Genomic DNA, 22,834 nt, shown 5'->3' on the forward strand with positions numbered 1-22,834 from the left:
AGAGGCTACCGGGAGGGCGTGAGGTGGGTCGCAAGGTGCCGCGCCGTCACAGGGTGCGACCGCGCGAGCATGCCCACCGCGGCCAGCACGTAGTCGCTGTCGACCGCGCGCAGCGGCTCCTCCGGAAGCTGCCATCCACCGCGGGCCGACCAGCGCATCACCCGCTTCTCGATGCCCGGGCGACCGTGCCTGAGTACGCCGCCAGAGCCGATCACCACGCCGACCCGGCGCAGATCGGTCCCGGTGCGCTCGATGACCTTGCCACTCGGGGACAGCACGACCCGGGAGCGCCCCGCGTGCCGCTGCAGGGCCGTGGAGATCGCGATCCTCGCCAGGAGCTCGTCGATGTCCTTGTCCTGCTCGGTGCGCGGCAGCCAGCCGGGGTGGTTGCGCCGATGCTCGACCTCGCCGGAGAGGTCCGACTCGGCCAGGCTCGGGTGCGCGCCTCGCGCGCTTACTCCCTCGCTCGGCGCAGACGGACGAGCAAGCTCGCCGTCCGGCCTCGCTCCGGTCGTCTCGGAGTGGTCGGCCGCCGCGAGGGTCGTGGTCGCCGACCAGCGCATGCCCAGATCGCCCTCGACCGTCCGGGTCACCGGAGTGACGGCGACGACCTCCTCGCGCACGTGCTCAGCCTCGGGGTCGGGACGGACCACGCTGTGCACGTCGGTCGTGGCGCCGCCGACGTCGACGACGACCACGTCCTCGCCGAGCACCTCGGCGAGCGTCTCGACGCCCTGGAGCACGACATCGGGGGTCGCCCCCTGGACGATCCGCCGGAAGTCGGACCGGCTGCTCAGGTGCTTGCCGCCGATCACGTGCTCGAGGAACATCTCCCGGACCGCCGCGCGGGCGCTCTCGGGCGCCAGCACTCCGATCTTGGGAACGACGTTGTCGCAGGTCACATGGGGAACGTCGGCCAAGATCGCGTCGATCTCGTCGTTCGCGTCGCGGTTGCCCGCGACCACGACGGGTCCGCGCCAGCCTGCCGCGGCCAGCCCACGTGCGGCGGAGACGACGGCGTCCCGATTGCCACCGTCGGTGCCGCCGGTGAGCAGCACCAGGTCCGGGGTTGTGAAGCTGAGAGTGGACCCCAGGTCACTCTCGGCTTCACAACCCGCGGTCGCGACCACGGCGACGACCTTGCCGCCGCTGGACAGCGCGACGCGACGTCCCGCCTCGGCCGTCACCAGCTCCTCGTTGCCGACCACGGCGATCCGGAGACCTCCGCCGGCCGAGGAGCAGGCGAGGACCTCGGCGTCTGCTGCCCGGGAGTCCTGCTCGGTGAGAGCGGCCAGGCAGGCGTCGTACGCCTCCATCACCTCGTGCAGCGAGGTCGGTGCGCTCACGGTGCCGAGGATCTCGCCGGAGACGAGGTCGACGTGGAGCGCCTTGGTCCAGGTGGAGCCGAAGTCGACGCAGACCGCGGTCCGGGGAGCGTCAGCTCTGGTCAAGGGCCTGCTCGAGGTCCGCGACCAGGTCCTCGGCGTACTCGATCCCGACGGAGAGCCGCACCAGGTCGGCCGGCACCTCGAGGTCGGTGCCCGCGACGCTCGCGTGGGTCATCCGGCCGGGGTGCTCGATCAGGCTCTCGACACCGCCGAGCGACTCGCCCAGCGTGAAGATCTTGGTGCGCTCGCACACCGCGAGCGCAGCGGCCTCGCCACCGGTGACGCGGAAGGAGATCATGCCGCCGAACCGCTTCATCTGCTTCTGGGCGGTCGTGTGGCCGGGGTGCGTCTCCAGGCCCGGGTAGATGACCTCCCCGACCTTCGGGTGCGAGGTGAGGAAGTCGGCGACGCGCTCGGCGTTGTCGCAGTGGCGGTCCATGCGTACGGCCAGGGTCTTGAGACCACGAAGCGTCAGCCAGGCGCCGAACGGGTCGGCGATCGCGCCGGCGGCGTTCTGGAGGTAGCCGATCTTCTCCGCGAGCCCGAGGTCACGGACGATCACGGCCCCGCCGACGACGTCGGAGTGGCCACCGACGTACTTCGTGGTGGAGTGCACGACGACGTCGGCGCCGAGGGTGAGCGGCTGCTGCAGGTAGGGGCTGGCGAAGGTGTTGTCGACGACCAACCGCGCGCCGGCCTCGTGGGCGACCGTGGCCAGGGCGGAGATGTCGGCGATGTTGAGCAGCGGGTTGGTCGGCGTCTCCACCCAGACGACCTTGGTCTTGCCGGGCTGGATCGCGGCCGCGACCGCGTCGACGTCGGCCACCTGGGCCGGCGTGTGCTCGATGCCCCACTGGCTCTCGACCTTGTCGATGAGGCGGTGCGTGCCGCCGTAGGCGTCGTCGGGGATGACCATGTGGTCACCGGGCCGCATCAGGCTGCGGATCAGGGTGTCCTCGGCGGCCAGACCGGAGGCGAAGGCGAACCCCTTCTCACCCTCCTCGACCGCCGCCAGCGCACCCTCGAGCGCGGTGCGGGTCGGGTTGGCGGAGCGGCTGTACTCATAGCCGTTGCGCAGGCCACCGACGCCGTCCTGCTTGTAGGTCGTAGTGGCGTAGATCGGCGGGATCACCGCACCCGTCGTCGGGTCGGGCTCGTAGCCCGCGTGGATCGCCTTGGTCTCGAAACCGGCCTTGCCGAGGTGCTGCTGCTCGCTCACACGACCGAGCCTACGTCCGATCCCACCTCGCGGCCCATCCGGGAACGTTCGCGCGTCGAACTGTGTTGGAGACTGGTAGCAACCCTGACTTTCTGGAGGTCACTCATGTTCGGTCGACCAGCACAGCTCTTCCCCGAGGACCGCACCCTCGCCGGGCGCGACCAGGCCCTCTTCGACCTGCCCGCGAAGCACCGCGTCCTGGGGACTGCGCTGCTCGCCTCCCCCGAGGACGGAACCGCTCCCGAGGGGTCCGAGGTGGCGTACTTCGGTCTCGGCTGTTTCTGGGGCGCCGAGGAGATCTTCTGGCAGATGCCGGGGGTCTACTCGACCGCGGTCGGCTACCAGGGCGGCACCACGGCCAACCCGACCTACGAGGAGGTCTGCAGCGGCCGGACCAACCACACCGAGGCGGTCCGGGTCGTCTTCGATCCCGCCGTGGTCTCCTACGCGGACCTCGTCAAGAAGTTCTTCGAGGTCCACGACCCGACGCAGGGGATGCGGCAGGGCAACGACGTCGGTACGCAGTACCGCTCGGCCCTCTACTACGTCTCCGACGCCCAGCGGCAGACCGCTGAGGAGCTGACCAAGATCTACGGCGAGGAGATCACCAAGCGCGGCTACGGCGAGATCACCACCGAGATCCGGGAGGTCCCGACCTTCTTCGCCGCGGAGCCCGCCCACCAGCAGTACCTGGACCGCGTGCCCAACGGCTACCGCTGCCACGCGAACACGGGCATCGCCTTCCCCGCGAACGCCTGAGGTCAGGTCAGCGGCAGATACATCACATGGAGGCCGACCCGGCCGTGCGACGTCGAGTCGAACGCGTCCGGGACGGTCCCGATGATCTGGAAGCCGAGCGACTGCCACAGGCGTACGGCGGTGGTGTTCGTCTCCACGACCGCGTTGAACTGGATGCCGTGGAAGCCGTTGTCCTTGTGCCACTGCACGCAGTAGTCGCCGAGGGTGCGGCCGAGACCCTTGCCGCGGGCGGCCGGGGAGACCATGAACGAGGCGGTGCCGATGTGGCTGCCGCGGCCGGGGCGGTTCGGGCCCATCTTGGCGCTGCCCAGGATCTGATCGCCCTCGACCGCGACGACCACGTGGTCGTACATCCACAGGTCCCTGGCCTCCTCGGAGGTGAGGCCTTCGGGGTAGGCGTAGGTCTCCCCCGCCTCCACGATCTCGGACCAGAACGGGTAGATCTGCGGCCAGTCCTCGGCCGTCGCTTCACGGATCTGCATCAGAGGTCCTGCTTTCCGTCGATGGCCTCGCGCATGAGGTCGGCGTGACCGCAGTGGCGGGCGTACTCCTCGATCATGTGGACCAGGATCCAGCGCAGGCTGACCGACTGGCCATCCCGGGTCGTCCCGACCGCGATGCGGTCGAGGGAACCAGCGGTGTCGGTGAGCTCGTTGGAGCGAGCGATCGCATCGCGGAGCAGGGTGCGCAGCGCCTCGGGGTCGTCCGCGGCGGCGCTGTTGAACTCCCAGTCCGGGTCCTCACCCCAGGGAGCCGTGTCGAACGGCGGGAACGGGCCGTTGCCGGCCAGGCGTACGCCGAACCAGGTGTCCTCGACGTGCGCCATGTGCTTGAGGATTCCGGCCAGGGTCATGGTCGTGGGCGGGAAGGGGCGGTTGATCTGCTCGTGGTCGAGGCCCGCGACCTGCCTGAGCAAGGTCGCCCGGTGGAAGTCGAGGAAGGTGCGCAGGGTCGTGGACTCGTCCGCGACATAGGGGGCGCCAGTCGGATGGCGGGTGTCCTCGAAGAGTGCCTCGGTCATGAGCGCCAACGTAGCGGCGGAGAGTTTCCTCGGCGAATCACTTCCGCAAAACTGAAACGCGTTCTAGATTTGGGCGCATGCCCCACGCTCCCGGAAGTCCACAGAGTCTCGAGAAGCCCCTCAGAGTCGTCGTCTGGTCCACCGGCACGGTGGGACGACATGCGATCGCGGGAGTCGATGCGCATCCGGACCTGGAGCTGGTCGGGGTCTGGACGTCGACGCCGGAGAAGGCCGGGGTCGACGCCGGGGAGCTGGCGGGGCTGGGGCGCACGCTGGGAGTTGCCGCGACCCTGTCGCGCGAGGAGCTGATCGCGCTCGCCCCGGACTGCGTGGTGCACGCGGCGATGACCGACGACCGGGTTTTCGAGTCGATCGAGGATCTGACCGGGCTGATCCGGGACGGGGTCAACGTCGTCTCCTCCGGGCCGGTGATCCTGGTCCACCCGCAGGGGACGCTGCCGGACGAGATGATCGAGGGCATCGACCGGGCGGGGCGCGAGGGCGGTGCGTCGCTGCACGTCAACGGCATCGACCCGGGCTTCGCCAACGACGTCCTGCCGCTCGCGATGACGTCGCTGTCCCAGCGGATCGACCACCTCCGGGTCTCGGAGATCGCGGACTACTCGACGTACTTCCAGCCTGTAGTGATGAAGGATCTCTTCGGCTTCGGGGGCTCGCTGGAGGACAAGCCGTTCCTGTGGGAGCCCGGCGTGCTGAGCACCGCCTGGGGCCCCGTCGTCCGGGTCCTCGCCGCCGGTCTCGGGGTGACCCTCGACGAGCCGCTCGTCGAGCACGTCGAGCGCCGCCCGGCGGCCAAGGACACCAAGACCGTGTCGGTCGACATCGCGGAGGGCACCCAGGGATCCGTACGCTTCACCGTCACCGGCAGTGTCGACGGAGTCCCCCGCATCACCCTCGAGCACGTCACCCGGACCGACGCGGAGTCCGATCCCGACTGGCCCACCCCGGCCACCGGCGACGGCTGCTACCGCATCGAGATCACCGGCGAGCCGTCGATGACCGTCGAGTTCAGCCACCACGGGGAGCACGGCGACCACAACGTCTCCGGGATGATCGTCACCGCCCAGCGCCTGGTCAACGCCATCCCCGCCGTCGTCGCCGCCGCCCCCGGCCTCGTGAGCCCCCTCGACCTCCCCCTGATCACCGGCCGCGGCCTGGTCACCCCATGAGCGAGACGTCAAGCGCGTCGGCCGAAGCGTCACGTACGTCACTCGACACGTCACTCCGGTCGGCCGACACGTCACGCACGTCGCTCGACACGTCACCTGTGCCATTTCGGCCAGCGCAAGTGACTCTTCGGCCGACCGGAGCGACACTTCGGCCGACGCGGCTGGCATCTCGTACGACGCAAGCGACGCTTCGGCCGACGTACCTGACGCTTCGACATGGAGGAAGCAGATGAGCATTCTCGAACGATTCAGACTGACCGACCACGTTGCGGTCGTGACGGGGGCGGGGCGCGGGATCGGGGCGGCGACCGCGGTGGCGCTGGCCGAGGCGGGGGCGGACGTGGTGATCGCTTCGCGGACCGAGAAACAGCTGCGCGGGGTCGCCGAGAAGGTCGAGGCGGTGGGTCGGCGGGCGCTGGTGGTGCCGGCGGACCTGGCCGACACGGCGGCGACGGCGGCGTTGGCCGAGCAGGCGTACGAGGAGTTCGGGCGGCTCGACATCGTGGTCAACAACGTGGGCGGGACGATCCCGAACACGTTCCTCGACACCGACGAGGGCTACCTCGAGGAGGCCTTCCACTTCAACGTGACCACGGCGCACGCGCTGACCCGGGCGGCTGTTCCCTACATGGTGAAGAGCCCGGACGGGCAGCAGTCGGTGGTGTCGATCAGCTCGATGATGGGACGTACCGCGGGCAGGGGCTATCTCGCCTACGGGACCGCGAAGGCGGCGTTGGCGCACTGGACACGGCTGGCCGCGACCGACTTGGCGCCGCGGATCAGGGTGAACGGGATCTTCGTCGGCTCGGTGCGTACGAGCGCCCTCGAGTTCGTGGCGGGCGATGACACGATGCGCGGCGAGATCGAGTCGAAGACCCCGCTCGGACGCATCGGCGACGCGGAGGACATCGCCGCCGCGGTCGTCTATCTGACCTCCCGGGCCGGGCAGTTCGTCACCGGGAAGATGCTCGAGGTCGACGGCGGCACCGAAGCGCCGACCCTCGACCTCAAGCTCCCCGACGTCGCGCCAGATCGCCAGAACGGCTAGACGGTGACGTCCTTGTGCCAGGACTCGGTGACGTAGTCGGTCACCCAGCCCATCGACTTGTAGAGCCCGTCGGCCCCGGTGGGGCTGTCGGCGTCGACCTCGAGCGAGACCCGGTCACGGCCGCGCTCGATGGCGTCGCCGATGACGGCGTGGAGCAGCCCCTTGGCCACCCCGCGACCGCGGGCGTTGCGGTTGACCCCGATGTACTCGACGTACGTCCCCTCGACCCCGGCCGCGTTGGCGGGCAGCACCGAGGCGACCAGCGAACCGGCAGGCAGGACGGTGTCCGGGTCCTCAGGATCGTCCACATAGGCCAGCCACCAGTGGTTCCAGCGATGGCCGGGGTCCTCGCGGAGACGCTGCACGAACTCCGGGAAGCTCTCCCGGTAGGAGTTGAAGTGGTCCTGGAAGGACTCCTCCAGCGTCTGGTGGACCGTCTGCAGGTCGGACGCGACGGGCATCCCGTTCTCGTGAGTCTCGACCGTCCGGATGGTGACTCCTGCGCGCAGCGCCGGGACCTCCTCGTCGGGATGCACGGGCCGGCTCATATGGAGCCAGGTGCGTTTGTTGGTGAACTCCGCCGCCGCCAGCCACTCGCGCTGCACGGTGTCGTCGGCGAACGGGCTGGCGTCGAGGTGGGACTCGGCGATGCCACGCAGCACGGCCATCGATCGGGCCTGGTCCTCGAGCCAGGCGTAGAGCCCGGCCGCGACCTCTGCGGCCTGGGCGATGGTGCGGTCGACGTAGAGGTAGACGAGGGTACGGCCGGCGGCGCGGTCGTGGGCGATGGCCCAGGCGCGGATTTCTCCGCCGGGGTCGACCGCGACGACCTGCTGGCGGGTCCAGGAAGCGGGTCCGGCGACCTCGCCGGTGATCGCGTCGGCGTCGACCTTTCCGGACCCCTCGAAGGGTGTCTTGTCGGCTGCTCGGAGCCTCAGAAGTGCGGGCAGATCGTCGAGGTCTGGAACCTTCGTCGTCCATCCATCAGGGAGTTCCACGGGCGTCTCGCTATGGTCGCTCACCCAGCCATTGTCCCAAACGTCAGGGACGGTCGACCCACTGGTCCGCGCCCGGGACCAGCACAGACGCCCCTGCGGTGAGCTCTGCGAGGAGCGCTTCGAGGCGTTTCTCCTCGGCAGGCGGGGCCCCGATCCGCAGGGTCACGGCGGCCCCGTAGGTGGTGTCGAGGACGGCCACCCCGGAGGATCGAAGGTCGGTCTCGAGGCGGCCGGAGGCGTCGTACGGAACCTCGATCGAATACTCCCGGACGAGCTCTCGCCTCACCGTCCCGACCTGCGCCAACGCGGTCCGGACGGCGTCTGAGTAGGCCCTCACCAGTCCTCCTGCACCCAACAGCGTCCCGCCGAACCAGCGGGTCACCACGGCGACCGTGTCCGAGACTCCCGCGCCGCGGAGCACCTCGAGCATCGGGGCGCCCGCGGTGCCGGCCGGCTCACCGTCGTCGTTGGAGCGCTCGACGGGCTGCGGCGGTGGGCCGACCCTGAAGGCGGAGCAGGTGTGCCGGGCGTCCCAGTGCTGCTTGCGCAGCCGCTCGACCACCGCCCGCGCGTCGGCCTCGTCCTCGACCCGGGCGAGCGTGCACAGGAACCGGGAGCGCTTCTCCTCGATCTCGGCCGCGCCGTCGCGGGCGATCGTCAGGTAGTGCATCACCCCGTAGCCCCCCTCACCACAGTCCGAGCACGCTGCCGCCGATACGGATGATGAACGCGGCGACCACGACGATGAAGAAGACGCGTACGAACCCGGCGCCCTTCGCCACCGCGGTCCGCGCCCCGAGGTAACCGCCGATCAGGTTGCACACACCCATCACCAGCCCGGTCTTCCACAGCACCGCGCCCTGCGGGATGAAGACCATCAGGGCGGCTAGGTTGGTGGCGACGTTGGCCATCTTCGCCTTCGCGCTCGCCTCCAGGAAGGAGTAGCCGAGCAGGCCGACGAGCCCGATCACCAGGAAGCTGCCTGTGCCCGGCCCCAGCGCACCGTCGTAGAAGCCGACCGCGAACCCGACGACCATCGCGCCGATCACGTGCTGGTGGCCGTGGAACTTCAGCTTGGTCGCCGCCCCGAGCTGCGGCTTGAAGACCACCCACGCGCCGACCAGGATGAGTGCGACCAGGACGATCGGCTCGAAGACCTCCTCGGGAAGGTACGAGGCGACCCCCGCACCCAAGGCCGAGCCGATGAAAGCGAGGATCATGAGCGGGACGAAGGTCTTCGGATCGGGCTTCACGCGCCGGTAGTAGGTCGCGGCGCTGACGGAGGTGCCGAAGATCGAGGCCAGCTTGTTGGTCGCCAGGATCTGCACCGGGGCCGCGCCGGGCAGGAACAGCATCAGCGCCGGGAGCTGGATCAGGCCACCGCCGCCGACCACCGCGTCCACGTATCCGGCGGCCAGGGCCGCGAGAGCGAGAAGGGCAAGTACGTTCAGCGTCTCCTCGGTCACGAGCGCAGGCTACGCGGCCGGATGCTCGCCGAGTCAACTCGGTTCAGCCGGCCCACCAGCCGCGACCACCGAACGCGTCCGGATAGCCGCCGTAGGTGTTCGACGTACGCCGCGCAGTCCGGTCGCCGAGATAGGAGCCGACGACGGCGGCGCCGAGATCGTCCAGCTCGGGCGCGACGACGCGGCCCTCGACGCGGCGGGCCATGGAGTCGATGAAGCGGGCCAGACCGGGATCCTCACCGAGGCGGAAGAAGGTCGTCTGGGCGCCGAGGCGACGGGAGTTCTCCAGCTCTTCGACGGACCGCGCGATCGTGACCGGATGGGGCGGGTAGGAGAACCAGACGTCGCCGCCCGGCTCCAGGTGGGCGGTGGGCTCGCCGTCGGTCACGATCAGGAGCACCGGCTGGGCGCCGGGGTGCTTGCGGAAGTGCCGGTTGGCCAGCAGCAGCGCGTGGTGCAGGTTGGTGCCCTTGTCCCAGATCGCGTCGAGGGCGGTCAGCTTCTCGATCTCCATCGTCTGGGCATAGCGGCCGAACGAGATCAGCTGCAGGTCGTCATTGCGGAAACGGCTCTTGATCAGGGTGTGCAGGGCCAGCGCGGTGCGCTTCATCGGCACCCACCGGCCATCCATCGCCATCGAGAAGCTGGTGTCGACCAGCAGGGCGACCGCTGCCTGCGTACGGGCCTCTGTCTCCTGCACCTCGATGTCGTCGACTCTCAGGCGCACCCCGGGGCCGCGTCGGCCCTCACCGACCTCCCGGATCACGGCGTTCGTGATCGTGCGAGGTACGTCCCAGGGTTCGGTGTCGCCGAAGGCCCAGGGCCGTGAGGAGCCGGAGAGGTCACCGGCCGCGCCGGCGCGCTGCAGGTCGCGTTCGCCCTGCCGTCCCGAGAGCCGCTGGGCGACGTCTCGGAGCAGGGCCTTGCCGAGCTGGCGCATCGCCTTCGGGGTCAGCCGCAGGTCGCCGTCGGAGCCGCGCTCGAGCTGGCCGGAGTCACGCAGCGCCTGCTCGAGCTCCTGCAGGGTGCGCGCGTCGACCGCTGCCTGGTCACCGAGCTGACGGGAGAGGGCGTCGAGGTCGATGTCGTCGAGTCGCGAGCCGGCGTAGGACTGCTGGAGCTGCTCGGAGAGCTGGTCGAGCTCGGCGATGTCCTGCAGCACGCCGGTGCCGTCACCGAGTCCCAGGCTCTCACCGCCGCCGAACTCCTCGGAGCCGTACCAGTCCTCACCGGGCCGTGCTGCCTGCAGGTTGGCGTCTAGCTGTGCCATCTGCTCCATCAGCGCCGGCGACCCGAAGGCCTGCTGGGAGAGCTCCATCAGCTCGCGTCGCTGCTCGGCCGACATCGAGTTGAGCATCCGCTGGGCGGCCGCCGAGCGCTGCGCGAGGGCGTCGAGCAGCTCGTCGATGTTCTGCGGGTTCTCGGGGAAGTACTGGCCGTGCTTGGCCATGAACTCGTCGAAGTCCGCAGGCGTGTCCTGCCCGCGGTTGTGCTTGTCGAGGAGCTCGTTGAGATCGCGCAGCATCTGCGCGATCGCCTCGCGGTCCTCGTCGGTCGCCCCTTCGAGGGCCTGCTTCATGCCCTGGAACCGCTGGTCGAGGAGCTCGCGGCCGAGCAGGTCCTTGATCTCCTCATAGGCCTCGCGCGCCTCGCGGGAGGTCCAGTCGTAGGAGGCGAGCTCGCTGACCGCAGCGGCGGTGTTCGGCGAGAGGTTGTCGATCTGCATCTCCCGGAACGCGCGGTCGCCGTCGTCCATGGTGACGTCGCGGGCCAGCTGCTTGCGCTCCTCCAGGACCGCCCTGTCCAGCAGCTCACGCACCTGCTCGAGGGTGCCGTCGAGGTTGTGCCGCTGCAGCAGCTCGCGACGCCGCTCGGCGACCTGCCGGGCGAGGTCGTCGAGCCCGCGCTGGTCCTGTCCCCCGCGCCGCAGGAACTCCCGCATCGCCCGCTCGGGCGAGTAGCCCGACATCACGTCCTCGCCGATCGCGTCCAGCGCCTCGGCGATGTCGACCGGCGGCGCGAGCGGGTCACCCCCGGCGTACTTCTTGTAGCGGCTCATCGTGGCTCCTCTGCGCGTGTAACACGCTGTTCGTAGGTCTATCCGGTCGTTCCCATAGGGCGAGTAGTCCTACGAACGACGTGTTACACACGGCTGACGCCTCCCGGCTCAGCCATAGATCGTCTCTCCGTCGGCCGTGTCCTTGCCGATCTTTCTGGCCAGGAACAGGCCTTCCAAGGCCAGCTCCACCGCGCTGGCGAGCTGGCCGTCGTTCTTGGGACCGCCGGTGGCCTCGTAGACGCGGTCGCCGATCTGGTCGTAGAGGTCGGACTCGCCCAGGACCGGCAGGCCCTCCAGGAAGGCGCGGGCGGAGATCTTGGTGCCGGTGGTGACCATCCGGCCGTCCTCGATGGCGTCGATGAGGAGCGCGAAGTCGAGGCCGCGGAAGGACTTGCGGACGGTCTCGGCGATGGCCGTTCGCAGCAGGTGGGTGAGGATCTCGGACTCGCGGCCCTCCTCCCCGGACTCGAACTCGATCTTGCCGGAGAGGACCTCGACGGCCGTCTCCAGGTCGACGAGACGAGCGACCGCATCGGGCTCCCCCGCCACGGTGGCGCGGTGCAGCGCCGCGGCCGCAACCGTCTCCGCGCCCGCGATCGAGAAGCGTGCCGAGACCCCGGAGCGCTGATCGACAGCGGAGGATGCGCGCAGGTGGCGGGTGAAGACGGCGAGGATCTCGAGCAGGTGGTCGGGTACGTCGGCGACCAGGGCGGCCTCCTGCCGGATGACCGCCATCTCCGCGGCGAGCTCGCGCGGGTAGTGGGTGCGGATCTCGGCACCGAAGCGGTCCTTGAGCGGCGTGATGATCCGGCCGCGGTTGGTGTAGTCCTCCGGGTTCGCGGAGGCGACGACGAGCAGGTCGAGCGGCAGCCGGAGCACGTAGCCGCGGATCTGGATGTCGCGCTCCTCCATCACGTTGAGCATCGCGACCTGGATCCGCTCGGCGAGGTCGGGCAGCTCGTTGATCGCGACGATGCCGCGGTGGGAGCGCGGGATGAGGCCGAAGTGGATCGTCTCCGGGTCGCCGAGCGAGCGTCCCTCGGCGACCTTCATCGGGTCGACGTCGCCGATCAGGTCGGCGACGGAGGTGTCGGGGGTGGCCAGCTTCTCCGAGTAGCGCTCGGAGCGGTGCTTCCACGCGATCGGCAACGCCTCGCCGGCGGTCGCGGCCAACCGCTGGGACCCCACGCTGACGGGCTCATAGGGGTGCTCGCCGAGCTCGGATCCCTCGATGACCGGGGTCCATTCGTCGAGCAGTCCCACCAACGTACGCAGCAGCCTGGTCTTTCCCTGACCACGCTCGCCCAGCAGGACGACGTCGTGGCCGGCGATCAGGGCGCGTTCGAGCTGCGGGATGACGGTCTCCTCCAGCCCGTGCAGTCCGGGCCAGGGGTCCTCTCCGGCGGCCAGCTTCGCCAGCAGGTTGTCCCGGATCTCCTCGCGGAGCGACTTGAACACATGGCCGCTGGCGCGCAGCTGGCCGAGGGTGCTGATCGTGGGTGCGGCAGTCACGGACGCAACGCTACGCCGCTGCTCAACCCCTGGGCGGCCTCGGCGTCGACATCCCGATCCGCGGATGCGGAGGACCCGACGCTGGCGAGGAGATCCTCGACACGCTCCCGGGTCAGCGCGGTGCGGTCCAGCTCCCCCACCTCGTCCAGGATCGCGACGACCTCGTGGAGCGTCGCCCGGGCCTGCGCGACGCGGTCGGTCTCGCGCTCGATCACGGCGCGGCGTACGAGGACGTTGGCCTCACCCCACCGGTTGCGCTCCTCGAGGCGGTGGGTCAGCTCCAGCCGCAGGTGGGTCTCGGCCTCGGTGTAGCGCCGCAGGCCGATCAGGGCGTCGACCAGGGTCATCCGCGGCGAGGCGGAGGAGTCGACGTCGACTGGATCCTGGCCGATCTCGTCCTCGACCAGCCGCACGGCGTCCTCGTAACGCTCCATCCGGACATAGACCTCGGCCAGCCCGATCAGGCTGCCGCGGGCGCGGTCGTCCATCCCGGCGGCGTCCGCGACGGCGTACGCCTCCTCGAGGACCGCGACGGCCTCATCGAGGGAGCCGATCATGCTCAGCGCCTGGCCGCAGTTGGACAGCGCCATCTCCAGACCGGCCGCGATCCCGGCCTCACGGAACACCTCGGCGGCGCCACGGAACTCCGAGATCGCCCGCGTCAGGTCACCAACCCGCGCCCGGCTGATCCCGAACTGGTTGCGGATGTAGGCAGCGTCGACCTTCTGACCGGCGCGGAGGGCAGCGTCGAGGCCGAGCTCCTGAAGGGGGACGGTCTCGGCGGGCGGGTGCCGCATCGAGAGGCTGAACATCTTGTTGACCAGCTGGTAGGCGGGACCCAGCAGCCCCGCACGCACGGCGAGACGTACGGCACTGCCCATGGTCAGCCACTCCCGATCACCCCAGGCGCGGGCCTGCTGCGAGGTGGCGAAGCTCAGTGGCGTCACGCCGTCGACGACGGGGTCGAGGCTCATCAGCCGGAAGGACCGGCCGTCGGCCTCGGAAGCAGCGACCAGGGAGTGGGTGTACCAGCTCACCAACCGCAGCAGCGCCTCGCCGGACTCCTCCTCGGAGCCCATCTCCAGGGCGTAGTCGCGGATCAGGTCGTGGAGCACGAAGCGTCCGGGGCGGTGCTCGCGGACGAGGTTGGCGTCGACCAGCTTGTCGACCAGACGTCGGGCGGTGGCGATGTCGACGGCGAAGAGCGCCCCCATCGCGGGCATCCCGATCTCGTGACCCGGGCGAAGACCCAGGAGGCGGAAGGCACGCCGCGACTCCTCGTCGAGGGAGTCGTAGGACCAGGAGAAGACCGCGCGCAGGTCGGAGATGGGGTCGAGCGGTGCCTCCAGCGCCGCCAGCCGGCTGGTCTCGCCGTCGAGCTCGGCGACCAGATCGGTCAGCGGGAGGTCGGGGTAGCGGCTGCAGCGCTCGGCCGCGACGGCAAGAGCCAGTGGCAGGTGTCCACACCTCTCCGCCAGGGCGCGTACGTCCGCGTCGTCGGCCGCCCGGTCGATGAGCCGTTGCTTCAGGAAGGCCACCGACTCCGCCGGGGCGAGCGTATCCAGCGCGAGCCGCCGGGCGCCCTCCCGGGTGGCCAGGCCACGCAGCTGGCTCCGGCTCGTCACCAGCACCAACGAGTCACCACCCGGCAGCAGCGGTCGCACCTGGGTGGAGTCGCGAGCGTTGTCGAGCATGAGCAGCATGCGCCGCTGCGCGAGGGTCGTACGCAGCAGGGCCGATGCCGCGTCCACCTCGGACGGCACCGAGGCGGCGTCGACGCCGAGCCCGATGAGCAGGGTGGTGAGCGCCTGGGCGTGCGAGAGCGGCTCGCCCGGCCCGAATCCGCGCAGGTCGATGAAGAGCTGACCGTCGGGGAAGTGCTCGGTGCGGGCACGAGCCCAGTGCACCGCGAACGCGGTCTTGCCCACCGCACCGATGCCGTGCACGGCGACCACGCTCGGCCACCCGGCGTCGTGGAAGATCGTCACCGCGTCGAGCAGCCGGAGCTCGGCCTCGCGACCGGAGAAGCTGGGGATGTCGGCCGGGAGCTGCCTCGGGACCATGTCCTCCTCCGAGACGCGCTGCGCGGGCACGGTCGCCTGCCCCTGGGAGGCCTCGACTTCCGGGGCCGCCGAGGAGCCGGCCAGTAGCCGGGTGAACGTGGAGCGCAGCTCCGTGCCGGGGTCGGCGCCGAGCTCGTCGGCCAGCCGAGCCCGGACCTCCTCATAGGCCTCCAGCGCTTCGGCCGTACGCCCCGCGGCGTCGAGCGCGCCCAGCATCACGACCCACAGGGACTCGCGCAGCGGATGATCGCCGACCACCCGGCGGATCTCGGCGACCGCCTTCGCGGCCCGCCCTGCGGCGATGTCGAGCTCGGCACGGCGTTCCAGCGCCGCGAGGTAGCGGTCGACCAGCCACGGACGGGTGCGCTCGGCCAGCGACTCACCGGCGGGTTCGTCGAACGGCTCGGCGCGCCACAGCTCGATGGCCTCCTCGAGCCGGTCGTAGGCTTCGGGCCCCTCGGCCGCGTCGAGCAGGTCGATGAAGGCGAGCGCGTCCACCGAGGAGCGGGGCAGGTCGAGGATGTAGCCGCCGGCGGCGCGGCGTACGACCTCCTTACCGAGCACACGACGCAGCCGCCCGATGTAGGTGTGCAGGCTGCCACGCGGGTTGTCGGGGAGCTCCTCGCCCCAGATCCGGTCGGCGAGCAGGTCGGCGGAGACCGGCGTGCCGGCCTCCAGAGCCAGCAGCGCCAGGAGCGTGCGCGGGCGTCGTCCCGGGACCTCTACGGGCTCGCCTGCGCGCGTGACGATGAGCGGGCCCAGCAGACAGATGCTCACATCCGTCACCGAAGCACCCCCGCCGTCCCGAGCCTTATGCGCCTGAGAGCCACCCCCACACCATAGTCGGGGCGCTCCGGGCCCACGACGAGAATGCGTCCTTTCCGGTACACAATGGGCGCATGTCCCCCTTCGGCCACACCGCCAACGGTTCGCCCCTGCCCCAGGAGTGCCCGTGCGGCAGCGGTCGACGCTATGCGCTGTGCTGCCACCGGCTGCACCGTGGCGGCGCCCTGGCCGAGACGCCGGAGGAGCTGATGCGCAGCCGCTATGCGGCGTACGCCCTCGGGGACTGGGACTACATCTTCCGCACCTGGCATCCGGGGACCCGCCCCGATGATCTGGGCGTGGCCGCACCCGACTCGCGGTTGACCTGGACGGGGCTGGAGATCGAGGGCTCCGGGCTCGATGACGACACCCACGGCTGGGTGGCGTTCCGGGCGTCCTACCAGGCGCCGTCGGGCGACGGAGTGCTCGCCGAGCGCAGCCGGTTCGAGCTGCGTGCCGGGCGGTGGCTCTACGTCGACGGCGACATCGCGGATCAATGACCAAACGCAAGCATTCGCGCGAGTTTGAGGCAGACAGTGGAGAAACTGTTGCCGATATGTGGACGCGACCGGGTCCGGCACGACAGACTCTGACAAGTGACCACTGACGCGACCGAGGACCTGACCGGTCTCGAGCCATCGGCGCGCTCGCTCTTGGACGCGGTCATCGCGATGTCGGGCGAGCTCGACCTGAGCGCCATGCTCGAGAGAATCACCCGCTCCGCCTGCGAGCTGACCGGAGCGAGCTACGGCGCCCTCGGCGTCCTCGGCCTCGACGGTGAGCTGCAGAACCTGATCACCTACGGCAACCAGCAGGAACCGCCGCTGCAGGTCGTGGGCAGGACCCGGGGCCGCCGGGCTCGCGTCGACGTTGACGTCGACGTCGAGGACGACGGCGAGCCGGAATCGACGACCCGACCCAGGGGAACCACCGCTCCCGAGCCTCTCCTGCTGGTTACGCCCCGCACCTCTGAGGGCGGCGGCAACCACGCGCTGCGTACGGGCGACCCCGGCAAGCGCAGGTTCATCGAGGTGCCGCTGCGCATCGACGACCACGACTTCGGCCACCTGCTCCTGTCCGAGAAGGTCGGCGGCGCCGACTTCACCAGCCACGACGAGCAGCTCGTCGTCGCCCTCGCCCGCGCCGCCGGCGCCCAGATCGACAGGGTGCGCGAGCTCGAGCTCAGCGAGCAGCGCCGCAAGTGGCTCGAGGCGAGCGCCGAGCTCAGCCGCGCGTTGACCCCGCCGCTGGACCACCTGGTCGCGCTCGAGCGGATGTGCGAGACGGCGCTTCCGCTGATGCGCGCGATCGGGGTCGGCGCCGGCACCCGCATCGAGCACGGTCTCGTCTCCGGTGTCGCTGCCGCGCCCGGGCAGGAGGAGCGGGTCCGGGCGGTGACCGAGAAGGTCCCGCTGCTGATCGACCGCCGCATCGTCGAGCCGCTCGACCTCGAGGTCGACGGGCTCCATGTCGTGGTCGCTCCGGTGCGCTCCTCGCTGGCCGGGCGTGGCGCCCTGCTCGCGATCTACGACAAGGCCTGTGCCGCTCACGACGAGCACGAGCGCGAGCTCTTCTTCGGCTTCGCCGGCCAGGCCGCCCTCGCCCTGGACCGCCTCCGTGCGGTCGAGGACCGGGCCGACCTCGCCGTCATCACCGACCGCGACCGGATCGCCCGCGACCTGCACGACGTGGTCATCCAGCGCCTCTTCGCGATCGGGCTCCAGCTCGAGACCCTGGGCCGCAACCCGCAACGGGTCGAGGACCTGCCCAAGCGGCTCTCGGAGCAGGTCGACGCGCTGGACCAGACCATCAAGGACGTACGCGGCTCCATCTTCGACCTCAGCAACCACGACGCCTCGTCGTTGCGGGCCCAGGTGCGCGACGTCATCCGCGAGTACGCGGGCGTGATGGACTTCACCCCGGAGATCAAGATCACCGGGCCGGTCGACACCGCCGTGCCCGAGGCGGTCCGCAACCACCTGCTCCCGGTGCTGCGCGAGGCGGTCTCCAACCTCGCCCGGCACGCCCAGGCCCACAGCGCCCAGATCGAGCTCACCCTTCAGGACGACGAGATCAAGCTGGTCGTACGCGACGACGGCAGCGGGGTCCCCGACGAGGCCGAGGAGAGCGGGCTGAAGAACGCCCGCGTCCGCGCGGTCCAGCTCGGCGGTCAGCTCGAGATCGGCCCGCGCTCCCCCAGCGGCACCGAGCTGATCTGGCAGGTGCCGATCACCGCTGGGGTCTGAGCCTCAGTTGCCCTTGCGGGGGTGGAGGAGCTCCTTGGCCATCAGCGCCGCCTGCGTGCGCCGCTGCACACCGAGCTTGGCCAGGATGCTGGAGACGTAGTTCTTGACCGTCTTCTCGGCCAGGAACATCCGCCCGGCGATCTCCCGGTTGGTCAGGCCCTCGCCGATGAGCGCGAGGAGGCGCTTCTCCTGGGGCGTGAGCGCCTGCATCTGCGGCGACTCGCCATCGGGGTTGCGCATCTTCTCCATGACCTTCGCGGTCATCAGCGGGTCGAGCAGCGAGCCGCCGCCGGAGACGGTGCGGATCGCCTCGACCAGGTCGTTGCCGCGGATGTCCTTGAGGACGTACCCCTTGGCGCCGGCCATGATCGCCGAGAAGAGCGCCTCGTCGTCGTCATAGGAGGTCAGGATGAGCGCGAGCATCTCCGGGTAGGCCGCACGGACCTCACGGCACACCTCGATCCCCGAGCCGTCGGGCAGGCGAGCGTCGAGGACGCACACGTCTGGCCGGAGACGGTCGATGTCTTCGCGTGCCTGGGCGGTGGTGCCGCCCTGGCCGACGACCGCGATGTCGTCATGACTGTCGAGCAGCGTCGTCAACCCTTGGCGCACGACCTCGTGGTCGTCGAGCAGGTAGACCCGGATCGTCCTTGTCTCGGTCAACACCGTCTCACTTCCCCCATTCGTTGAAGGGAGACCACGCTATCGGTCAGCCCCAGTCCGGTCGATGTGTGAGTCATCCACACTACGGCTTTCGTGCCGCCATGCGGACCAGGCTCTGCGCCTGGCTCTGCGCCAGCTGTCGCGCCATCCTCCCGCGCGAGCACCTCACGCGCCAGCGACGCGGCGGTCACGGTGTCCAGATGAGCCAAAGGTTCATCCAGAACCAGGACCTTGTGCCCGGCCAGCAGGGACCTCGCCACCGCGAGCCGGGCTCGTTCGCCTCCGGAGACCTCGGCGGCGCCGTCGCCGAGCCTGGTCCCCAGTCCGGCGGGAAGGGCATCGAGCCACTCGCCGAGGTGGGCGCGCCGGATCGCCTGCTCGACCTCGTCATCGGTGGCCTCGGGCCGGGCCAGGCGCACGTTCTCGACGAGGCTGGAGGCGAACACGTGCGGGTCGTCGTCGACGAGACCGACGATCTTCCGTACGTCCTGTGGGGCCAGGTCGCGGGTCGACCGGCCACCGAGCGTGATCGTGCCGGTGTCCGGGTCGAGGAAGCGCAGCAGCAGCGCGGCCAGGGTGCTCTTCCCGGAGCCGGAGGGACCGACGATGCCGATCCTCGCGCCCGGCTCGACGTGCAGGTCGGGGATCTCGACGGCCGGGCCGCCGCCGGGGTGGGCGGTGACATCGGTGACCGTGATCGTGGTGTCGTCGGCGGGCTGCTCGGGGTGCTCCGGGGCCTCGACCGCCGGCGGGCGGCCGGTGAGGTCGTCGAGACGGCGCTGCGCGGCCCGGGTGCGGGCCCGGGCCGCGCCGGCGTCGGCGAGGGTCGCCGCGGGCTCGGCGAGCGCCAGCGGGACCAGGGTCAGCAGTGCCAGCATCGGGCCGACGCCGACGGTCGTGTAGGCAGCGGTCGCGGCGACCGCCCCGCCGGCGGCGACCAGCACGATGGCCTTGGCGAGCGAGGAGGCCGTCGCCGCTGTCGCGGTCGCCCGGGTGGCAGTGCCGGCCAGGTCGTCGAGCGTGTCGAGCACCGGCTCGCTCGCCTGCCACATCCGGCGCTCGGTCGCCGTCTGCGTCGCCTCGACCACCTGCTCGGACACCTGCGCCCGCACCGTGACCGAGATGTGCTCGGCGCGTGCCGCGCCTGCGTACGCGATCCCGAAAGCGACGCCCGCCGCCAGCACCGTGGCCGTCGTGAAGGCGGCAGCGACCGGGTCGATGAGCAGGGTCGCCAGGACCGCGAGGACCGCCACCACGGCGTACTCCCGGACCGGCAGCCGCACTCGCAGCTCTTCGTCGAGCACCGCGTCGACGTCGTCGACGACGCTGGCCAGGACGTCTCCCCGGCGGCCGGGGAGCGCGCCCGGCACCAGCGGCACCAGCGCGTCGTAGATCTCCACCCGCCGCCTGGCCAGCAGCCGCAGCGCGCTGTCGTGCGACCACAACCGTTCCAGGTAACGCAGCACCGGCCGCGCGATCCCGAACGTACGCACCCCCACCATCGCGGCGACCAGCGTCATGATCACCGGGTGGTAGGAGGCTTTGATGATCAGCCATCCCGCCAGTGCCGTCAGCGCCACCCCCGACGCCCAGCTCAGCCCACCGACCACCGCCGACCCCCACAGCGCCCTCCGCGCCGAGGCGTCACGTACGTCGGCCGAAGCGTCACGTACGTCGCTCGATGCGTCAGGCGCGTCGGCCGAAGCGTCAGCGGATGCCCTCTCGGCCGACGTGGGTGACGCCTCGGCCGGCGCGGGCGACGCCTCGGCGGAGAGGGTGATGACCTGGTCGGCGATGTCGATGAGTGCCGGGCGGTGGGCCACGAGGACGACGGCTCGGTCGCGGGCGAGGTCGGTGACGGTGTCGGCGATGATCCGCTCGGTGTCGGGGTCGAGGTGGGCGGTCGGCTCGTCGAGGAGGACCCAGGAACGATCGGAGAGTACGACGCGGGCCAGGGCCAGCCGGGCCCGCTCGCCGGCCGAGAGGGAGCGGCCGTCCTCGGCCAGGTCGGCACCGAGACCACCGGGGAGCTCGGCGATCCGGTCGGCCAGGGCGACCCGCTTGAGTACGTGCCACAGGTCGCTCTCGCTCGCCTCCGGCGACCCCAGCCGGAGGTTGTCGGCGATGGTCCCGCTGACGAACACCGGACGCTGGGGCAGATAGGCGAACCGTCGTCGCCACTCGTCGCCCGCGGCCGGGGTCGCTCCGTGGAGCTCGACGGCACCGTCGTACGTCTCCTGCAGACCAGCGATCGTCGCCAGCAACGTCGACTTCCCGCAACCGCTCGGGCCGACGATCGCGGTGATCCCTCGATCGGGGACCGTCGCGGAGACCGGTGCCAGCGCGGGCCTCTCGCGGTCGCGATAGGTGACCGAGACGTCGACCAGACGGAGCGCCACTGACCGTGTCGGCTTCGACACCGGCTCGCTGGGGCTCGCCGGGCTCAACCGGCTCATACCGGCGGTGGCCTCGAGAGTGGCGGTGCCCTCGGCGGCCGCATGGAACTCGGTGCCGACGCGACGCAGCGGCCAGTAGGCCTCGGGGGCCAGCAGCAGGACCACGAGAGCCGTCTGCAGATCGACCGAGCCGGCGGCGAGCCGGACGCCGATGATCACCGCCACCAGGGCGACGGAGATGGTGGCGACGAGCTCGAGCACGGCCGAGGAGGCGAACGCGATCTTCAGGGTCTCGAGGGTGCGGCGGCGGTAGCGGTCGGTGATCGTGGCGATGACGCGCGACTGGGTCGTGGCGCGGCCGAATGCGACCAGGGTCGGCAGGCCCTTCATCACGTCGAGGAAGTGACCGGCCAGGGCCGACATCGCCCGCCACTGGCTGGCCGCCTGGTCACGCGTGGCCAGCCCGACCAGCACCCCGAAGATCGGGATCAGCGGCAACGTGAGCCCCACGATGAGACCGCTGAGCGGGTCGGTCCAGGCGATCACCGCGAGCACCATGACGGGCAGCACGCACGCCAGCACCAGCGCCGGCACGTAGCGGGTCAGATACGGCTCGGCCGCGGAGACCCCGCGCGTGGCCAGCGCCGAGAGCGAGCCCGAGCTCCCCGACCGGCCACGCAGGATCGCCCCGACCACCCGGCGCCGCAGGTCCGCCCCGACGTCACCGGCCGCTCGGGCTCCGGCCACGTCGGAGACGACCCCGACGACGGCCCGCCCGGCGAAGACGGCCACGACCGCCAGGGCCCAGCCGCTCACCGACCCCGTGCCGCGGATCGCGGAGATGAGCAGTCCGGTGACGGCGTACGTCTGGAGGATCAGCAGCACCGCCCCCAGCACCCCGGCGGCCACGACCACGGCCAGCGGCCGGCGGGCTACCGACAGCTGGGCGCGCAGTCGTGGGTCGTTCGGGCGCATGTCAATGCGCGGCGGGGATGTGATGGATCGAGATCCGCTTGCGGAAGATCCAGTACGTCCAGGCCTGGTAGCCCACCACGATCGGCGTGAACACCGCCGCGACGATGGTCATCAGCTTCAGCGTGTACGGCGTCGCCGATGCGTTCGTCGTGGTCAGCGAGTTCGCGACGTCGGTGGTCGAGGGCATCACGTCGGGGAAGAGCCCCACGAAGAGCCCCGCCACGGCCAGCCCGATCGCGAGGAAGGTGCCCGCGAAGGCGAAGCCCTCACGACCGACGTACGCAGCCGCCAGCCCGCCCACGAGAGCGAGCGCCGCCACGACGAAGAGGACAGCGGTGCCGAGGTTGCCGGTCAGCACCTGGGTCCAGACCAGGAACACGACGGCGAGCACGGCCGCGACAACCCCGACCCGGAGAGCCAGCGCGCGAGCCCGGCCGCGGATCTCGCCGTCGGTTTTGAGGGCGATGAACAGCGCGCCGTGGGTCACGAACAGCGAGAGCGTGACGAGCCCGCCGAGGATTCCGTACGGGTTGAGCAGGGTGAACACCGTCCCGGTGAACTCGAAGTCGGCGTCGATCGGCACCCCGCGCACGATGTTGGCGAAGGCCACACCCCACAGGAACGCCGGGACGTAGGACCCGAAGATCACCGCGCGGTCCCACCAGCCGGCCCAGGTGGCCGAGGGCCGCTGGTGGCGATACTCGAAGGCGACGCCACGCACGATCAGCGCGATCAGGATGAGGAACAGCGGCAGGTAGAAGCCGGAGAACAAGGTGGCGTACCACTCCGGGAACGCCGCGAACGTCGCCCCGCCGGCGGTGAGCAGCCAGACCTCGTTGCCGTCCCAGACCGGCCCGATCGTGTTGATCATGACGCGCCGCTCGCGGTCGTCGCGGGCCAGCACCGGGAGCAGCATCCCGACGCCGAAGTCGAAGCCCTCCAGGACGAAGTAGCCGATCCACAGCACCGCGATGAGGCAGAACCAGATTGTCGTGAGTTCCATCGC

Annotated in this window: 18 protein-coding genes; 5 read left to right on the forward strand and 13 right to left on the reverse strand. The window is 70.6% G+C overall.

Annotation, left to right across the window (positions count from 1 at the left end):
• Positions 1-5 precede the first annotated feature (5 nt).
• Together BLT25_RS21845 and BLT25_RS21850 are read right to left on the reverse strand one after the other, a co-directional pair.
• Positions 6-1,451 carry a glutamate mutase L gene (locus BLT25_RS21845; RefSeq protein WP_091050485.1) on the reverse strand — a complete coding sequence of 482 codons (1,446 nt, stop codon included), beginning with the start codon at positions 1,449-1,451 and terminating at the stop codon, positions 6-8.
• On the reverse strand, positions 1,438-2,607 hold the full coding sequence (locus BLT25_RS21850) for a cystathionine gamma-synthase (protein WP_091050486.1): 1,170 nt from the start codon (positions 2,605-2,607) through the stop codon (positions 1,438-1,440). Before BLT25_RS21850 ends, BLT25_RS21845 begins: the two co-directional genes overlap by 14 nt.
• A 105-nt stretch (positions 2,608-2,712) precedes the next feature.
• Between BLT25_RS21850 and msrA the strand changes: the two genes are divergently transcribed.
• A complete protein-coding gene (msrA, locus tag BLT25_RS21855; protein ID WP_091050488.1) occupies positions 2,713-3,366 on the forward strand; it encodes a peptide-methionine (S)-S-oxide reductase MsrA in 654 nt (217 codons plus the stop codon).
• Positions 3,367-3,368: 2 nt separating this feature from the next.
• Here msrA and BLT25_RS21860 read toward each other — a convergent pair whose 3' ends face one another.
• Together BLT25_RS21860 and BLT25_RS21865 are read right to left on the reverse strand one after the other, a co-directional pair.
• Positions 3,369-3,848 (reverse strand): GNAT family N-acetyltransferase, encoded by a 480-nt coding sequence (locus BLT25_RS21860; RefSeq protein WP_091050490.1) that lies wholly within the window; start codon positions 3,846-3,848, stop codon positions 3,369-3,371.
• Complete coding sequence (locus BLT25_RS21865) at positions 3,848-4,387, reverse strand: DinB family protein (RefSeq protein ID WP_091050492.1); 540 nt, start codon at positions 4,385-4,387, stop codon at positions 3,848-3,850. The genes BLT25_RS21860 and BLT25_RS21865 overlap by 1 nt, the downstream gene beginning before the upstream one ends.
• Positions 4,388-4,464: 77 nt before the next feature.
• Here BLT25_RS21865 and BLT25_RS21870 point away from each other — a divergent pair, with 77 nt between their 5' ends.
• Entirely contained in the window at positions 4,465-5,577 is a 1,113-nt protein-coding gene (locus BLT25_RS21870; RefSeq protein WP_091050494.1) for an NAD(P)H-dependent amine dehydrogenase family protein, read from the forward strand.
• A 229-nt stretch (positions 5,578-5,806) separates the two neighbouring features.
• Positions 5,807-6,625 carry an SDR family oxidoreductase gene (locus tag BLT25_RS21875; protein ID WP_091050495.1) on the forward strand — a complete coding sequence of 273 codons (819 nt, stop codon included), beginning with the start codon at positions 5,807-5,809 and terminating at the stop codon, positions 6,623-6,625.
• On the opposite strand, the gene BLT25_RS21880 is transcribed toward BLT25_RS21875, so the two are convergent.
• The 6 genes from BLT25_RS21880 to BLT25_RS21905 form a co-directional block, all read right to left on the reverse strand.
• Positions 6,622-7,623 carry a GNAT family N-acetyltransferase gene (locus tag BLT25_RS21880; RefSeq protein WP_256328724.1) on the reverse strand — a complete coding sequence of 334 codons (1,002 nt, stop codon included), beginning with the start codon at positions 7,621-7,623 and terminating at the stop codon, positions 6,622-6,624. The genes BLT25_RS21875 and BLT25_RS21880 overlap by 4 nt on opposite strands.
• Before the next feature lie 43 nt (positions 7,624-7,666).
• Positions 7,667-8,293, reverse strand: a complete 627-nt coding sequence (locus BLT25_RS21885) for a YigZ family protein (protein ID WP_176884143.1) — start codon at positions 8,291-8,293, stop codon at positions 7,667-7,669.
• 16 nt (positions 8,294-8,309) lie between these two features.
• Positions 8,310-9,089, reverse strand: coding sequence for a sulfite exporter TauE/SafE family protein (locus tag BLT25_RS21890; protein WP_091050501.1), 780 nt, complete (start codon positions 9,087-9,089; stop codon positions 8,310-8,312).
• A 43-nt stretch (positions 9,090-9,132) separates the two neighbouring features.
• Positions 9,133-11,148, reverse strand: coding sequence for a vWA domain-containing protein (locus BLT25_RS21895; RefSeq protein ID WP_091050504.1), 2,016 nt, complete (start codon positions 11,146-11,148; stop codon positions 9,133-9,135).
• Positions 11,149-11,256: 108 nt separating this feature from the next.
• Complete coding sequence (locus BLT25_RS21900; RefSeq protein ID WP_091050505.1) at positions 11,257-12,660, reverse strand: magnesium chelatase ATPase subunit I; 1,404 nt, start codon at positions 12,658-12,660, stop codon at positions 11,257-11,259.
• The gene (locus tag BLT25_RS21905; protein WP_091050508.1) at positions 12,657-15,509 is read right to left on the reverse strand and encodes an AfsR/SARP family transcriptional regulator; all 2,853 of its coding nucleotides are present in this window, start codon (positions 15,507-15,509) and stop codon (positions 12,657-12,659) included. The genes BLT25_RS21900 and BLT25_RS21905 overlap by 4 nt, the downstream gene beginning before the upstream one ends.
• Before the next feature lie 113 nt (positions 15,510-15,622).
• On the opposite strand from BLT25_RS21905, the gene BLT25_RS21910 reads away from it, so the two are divergent.
• A complete protein-coding gene (locus tag BLT25_RS21910) occupies positions 15,623-16,048 on the forward strand; it encodes a YchJ family protein (protein ID WP_091050511.1) in 426 nt (141 codons plus the stop codon).
• 96 nt (positions 16,049-16,144) lie between these two features.
• A complete protein-coding gene (locus BLT25_RS21915) occupies positions 16,145-17,794 on the forward strand; it encodes a sensor histidine kinase (RefSeq protein WP_091050513.1) in 1,650 nt (549 codons plus the stop codon).
• 3 nt (positions 17,795-17,797) lie between these two features.
• Here BLT25_RS21915 and BLT25_RS21920 read toward each other — a convergent pair whose 3' ends face one another.
• The 3 genes from BLT25_RS21920 to cydB are packed head-to-tail and all read right to left on the reverse strand — an operon-like array spanning position 17,798 to position 22,831.
• Entirely contained in the window at positions 17,798-18,460 is a 663-nt protein-coding gene (locus BLT25_RS21920) for a response regulator (protein WP_091050516.1), read from the reverse strand.
• A complete protein-coding gene (gene cydD / locus BLT25_RS21925) occupies positions 18,454-21,828 on the reverse strand; it encodes a thiol reductant ABC exporter subunit CydD (RefSeq protein WP_091050518.1) in 3,375 nt (1,124 codons plus the stop codon). The genes BLT25_RS21920 and cydD overlap by 7 nt, the downstream gene beginning before the upstream one ends.
• A 1-nt stretch (position 21,829) precedes the next feature.
• Positions 21,830-22,831 carry a cytochrome d ubiquinol oxidase subunit II gene (gene cydB, locus BLT25_RS21930; RefSeq protein ID WP_091050520.1) on the reverse strand — a complete coding sequence of 334 codons (1,002 nt, stop codon included), beginning with the start codon at positions 22,829-22,831 and terminating at the stop codon, positions 21,830-21,832.
• Positions 22,832-22,834: the final 3 nt, after the last annotated feature.

Source organism: Nocardioides sp. YR527 (assembly GCF_900101045.1).
Taxonomy (GTDB): Bacteria; Actinomycetota; Actinomycetes; order Propionibacteriales; family Nocardioidaceae; genus Nocardioides.

Excerpts from the sequence above, each read along its gene's own strand:
- msrA (WP_091050488.1), top strand. The coding sequence starts at position 2,713 with ATGTTCGGTCGACCAGCACAGCTCTTCCCCGAGGACCGCACCCTCGCC.
- BLT25_RS21910 (WP_091050511.1), top strand. The coding sequence starts at position 15,623 with ATGTCCCCCTTCGGCCACACCGCCAACGGTTCGCCCCTGCCCCAGGAG.
- cydB (WP_091050520.1), bottom strand. The coding sequence starts at position 22,831 with ATGGAACTCACGACAATCTGGTTCTGCCTCATCGCGGTGCTGTGGATC.
- BLT25_RS21870 (WP_091050494.1), top strand. The coding sequence starts at position 4,465 with ATGCCCCACGCTCCCGGAAGTCCACAGAGTCTCGAGAAGCCCCTCAGA.
- BLT25_RS21875 (WP_091050495.1), top strand. The coding sequence starts at position 5,807 with ATGAGCATTCTCGAACGATTCAGACTGACCGACCACGTTGCGGTCGTG.
- BLT25_RS21885 (WP_176884143.1), bottom strand. The coding sequence starts at position 8,293 with ATGCACTACCTGACGATCGCCCGCGACGGCGCGGCCGAGATCGAGGAG.
- BLT25_RS21860 (WP_091050490.1), bottom strand. The coding sequence starts at position 3,848 with ATGCAGATCCGTGAAGCGACGGCCGAGGACTGGCCGCAGATCTACCCG.
- BLT25_RS21865 (WP_091050492.1), bottom strand. The coding sequence starts at position 4,387 with ATGACCGAGGCACTCTTCGAGGACACCCGCCATCCGACTGGCGCCCCC.
- BLT25_RS21895 (WP_091050504.1), bottom strand. The coding sequence starts at position 11,148 with ATGAGCCGCTACAAGAAGTACGCCGGGGGTGACCCGCTCGCGCCGCCG.
- cydD (WP_091050518.1), bottom strand. The coding sequence starts at position 21,828 with ATGCGCCCGAACGACCCACGACTGCGCGCCCAGCTGTCGGTAGCCCGC.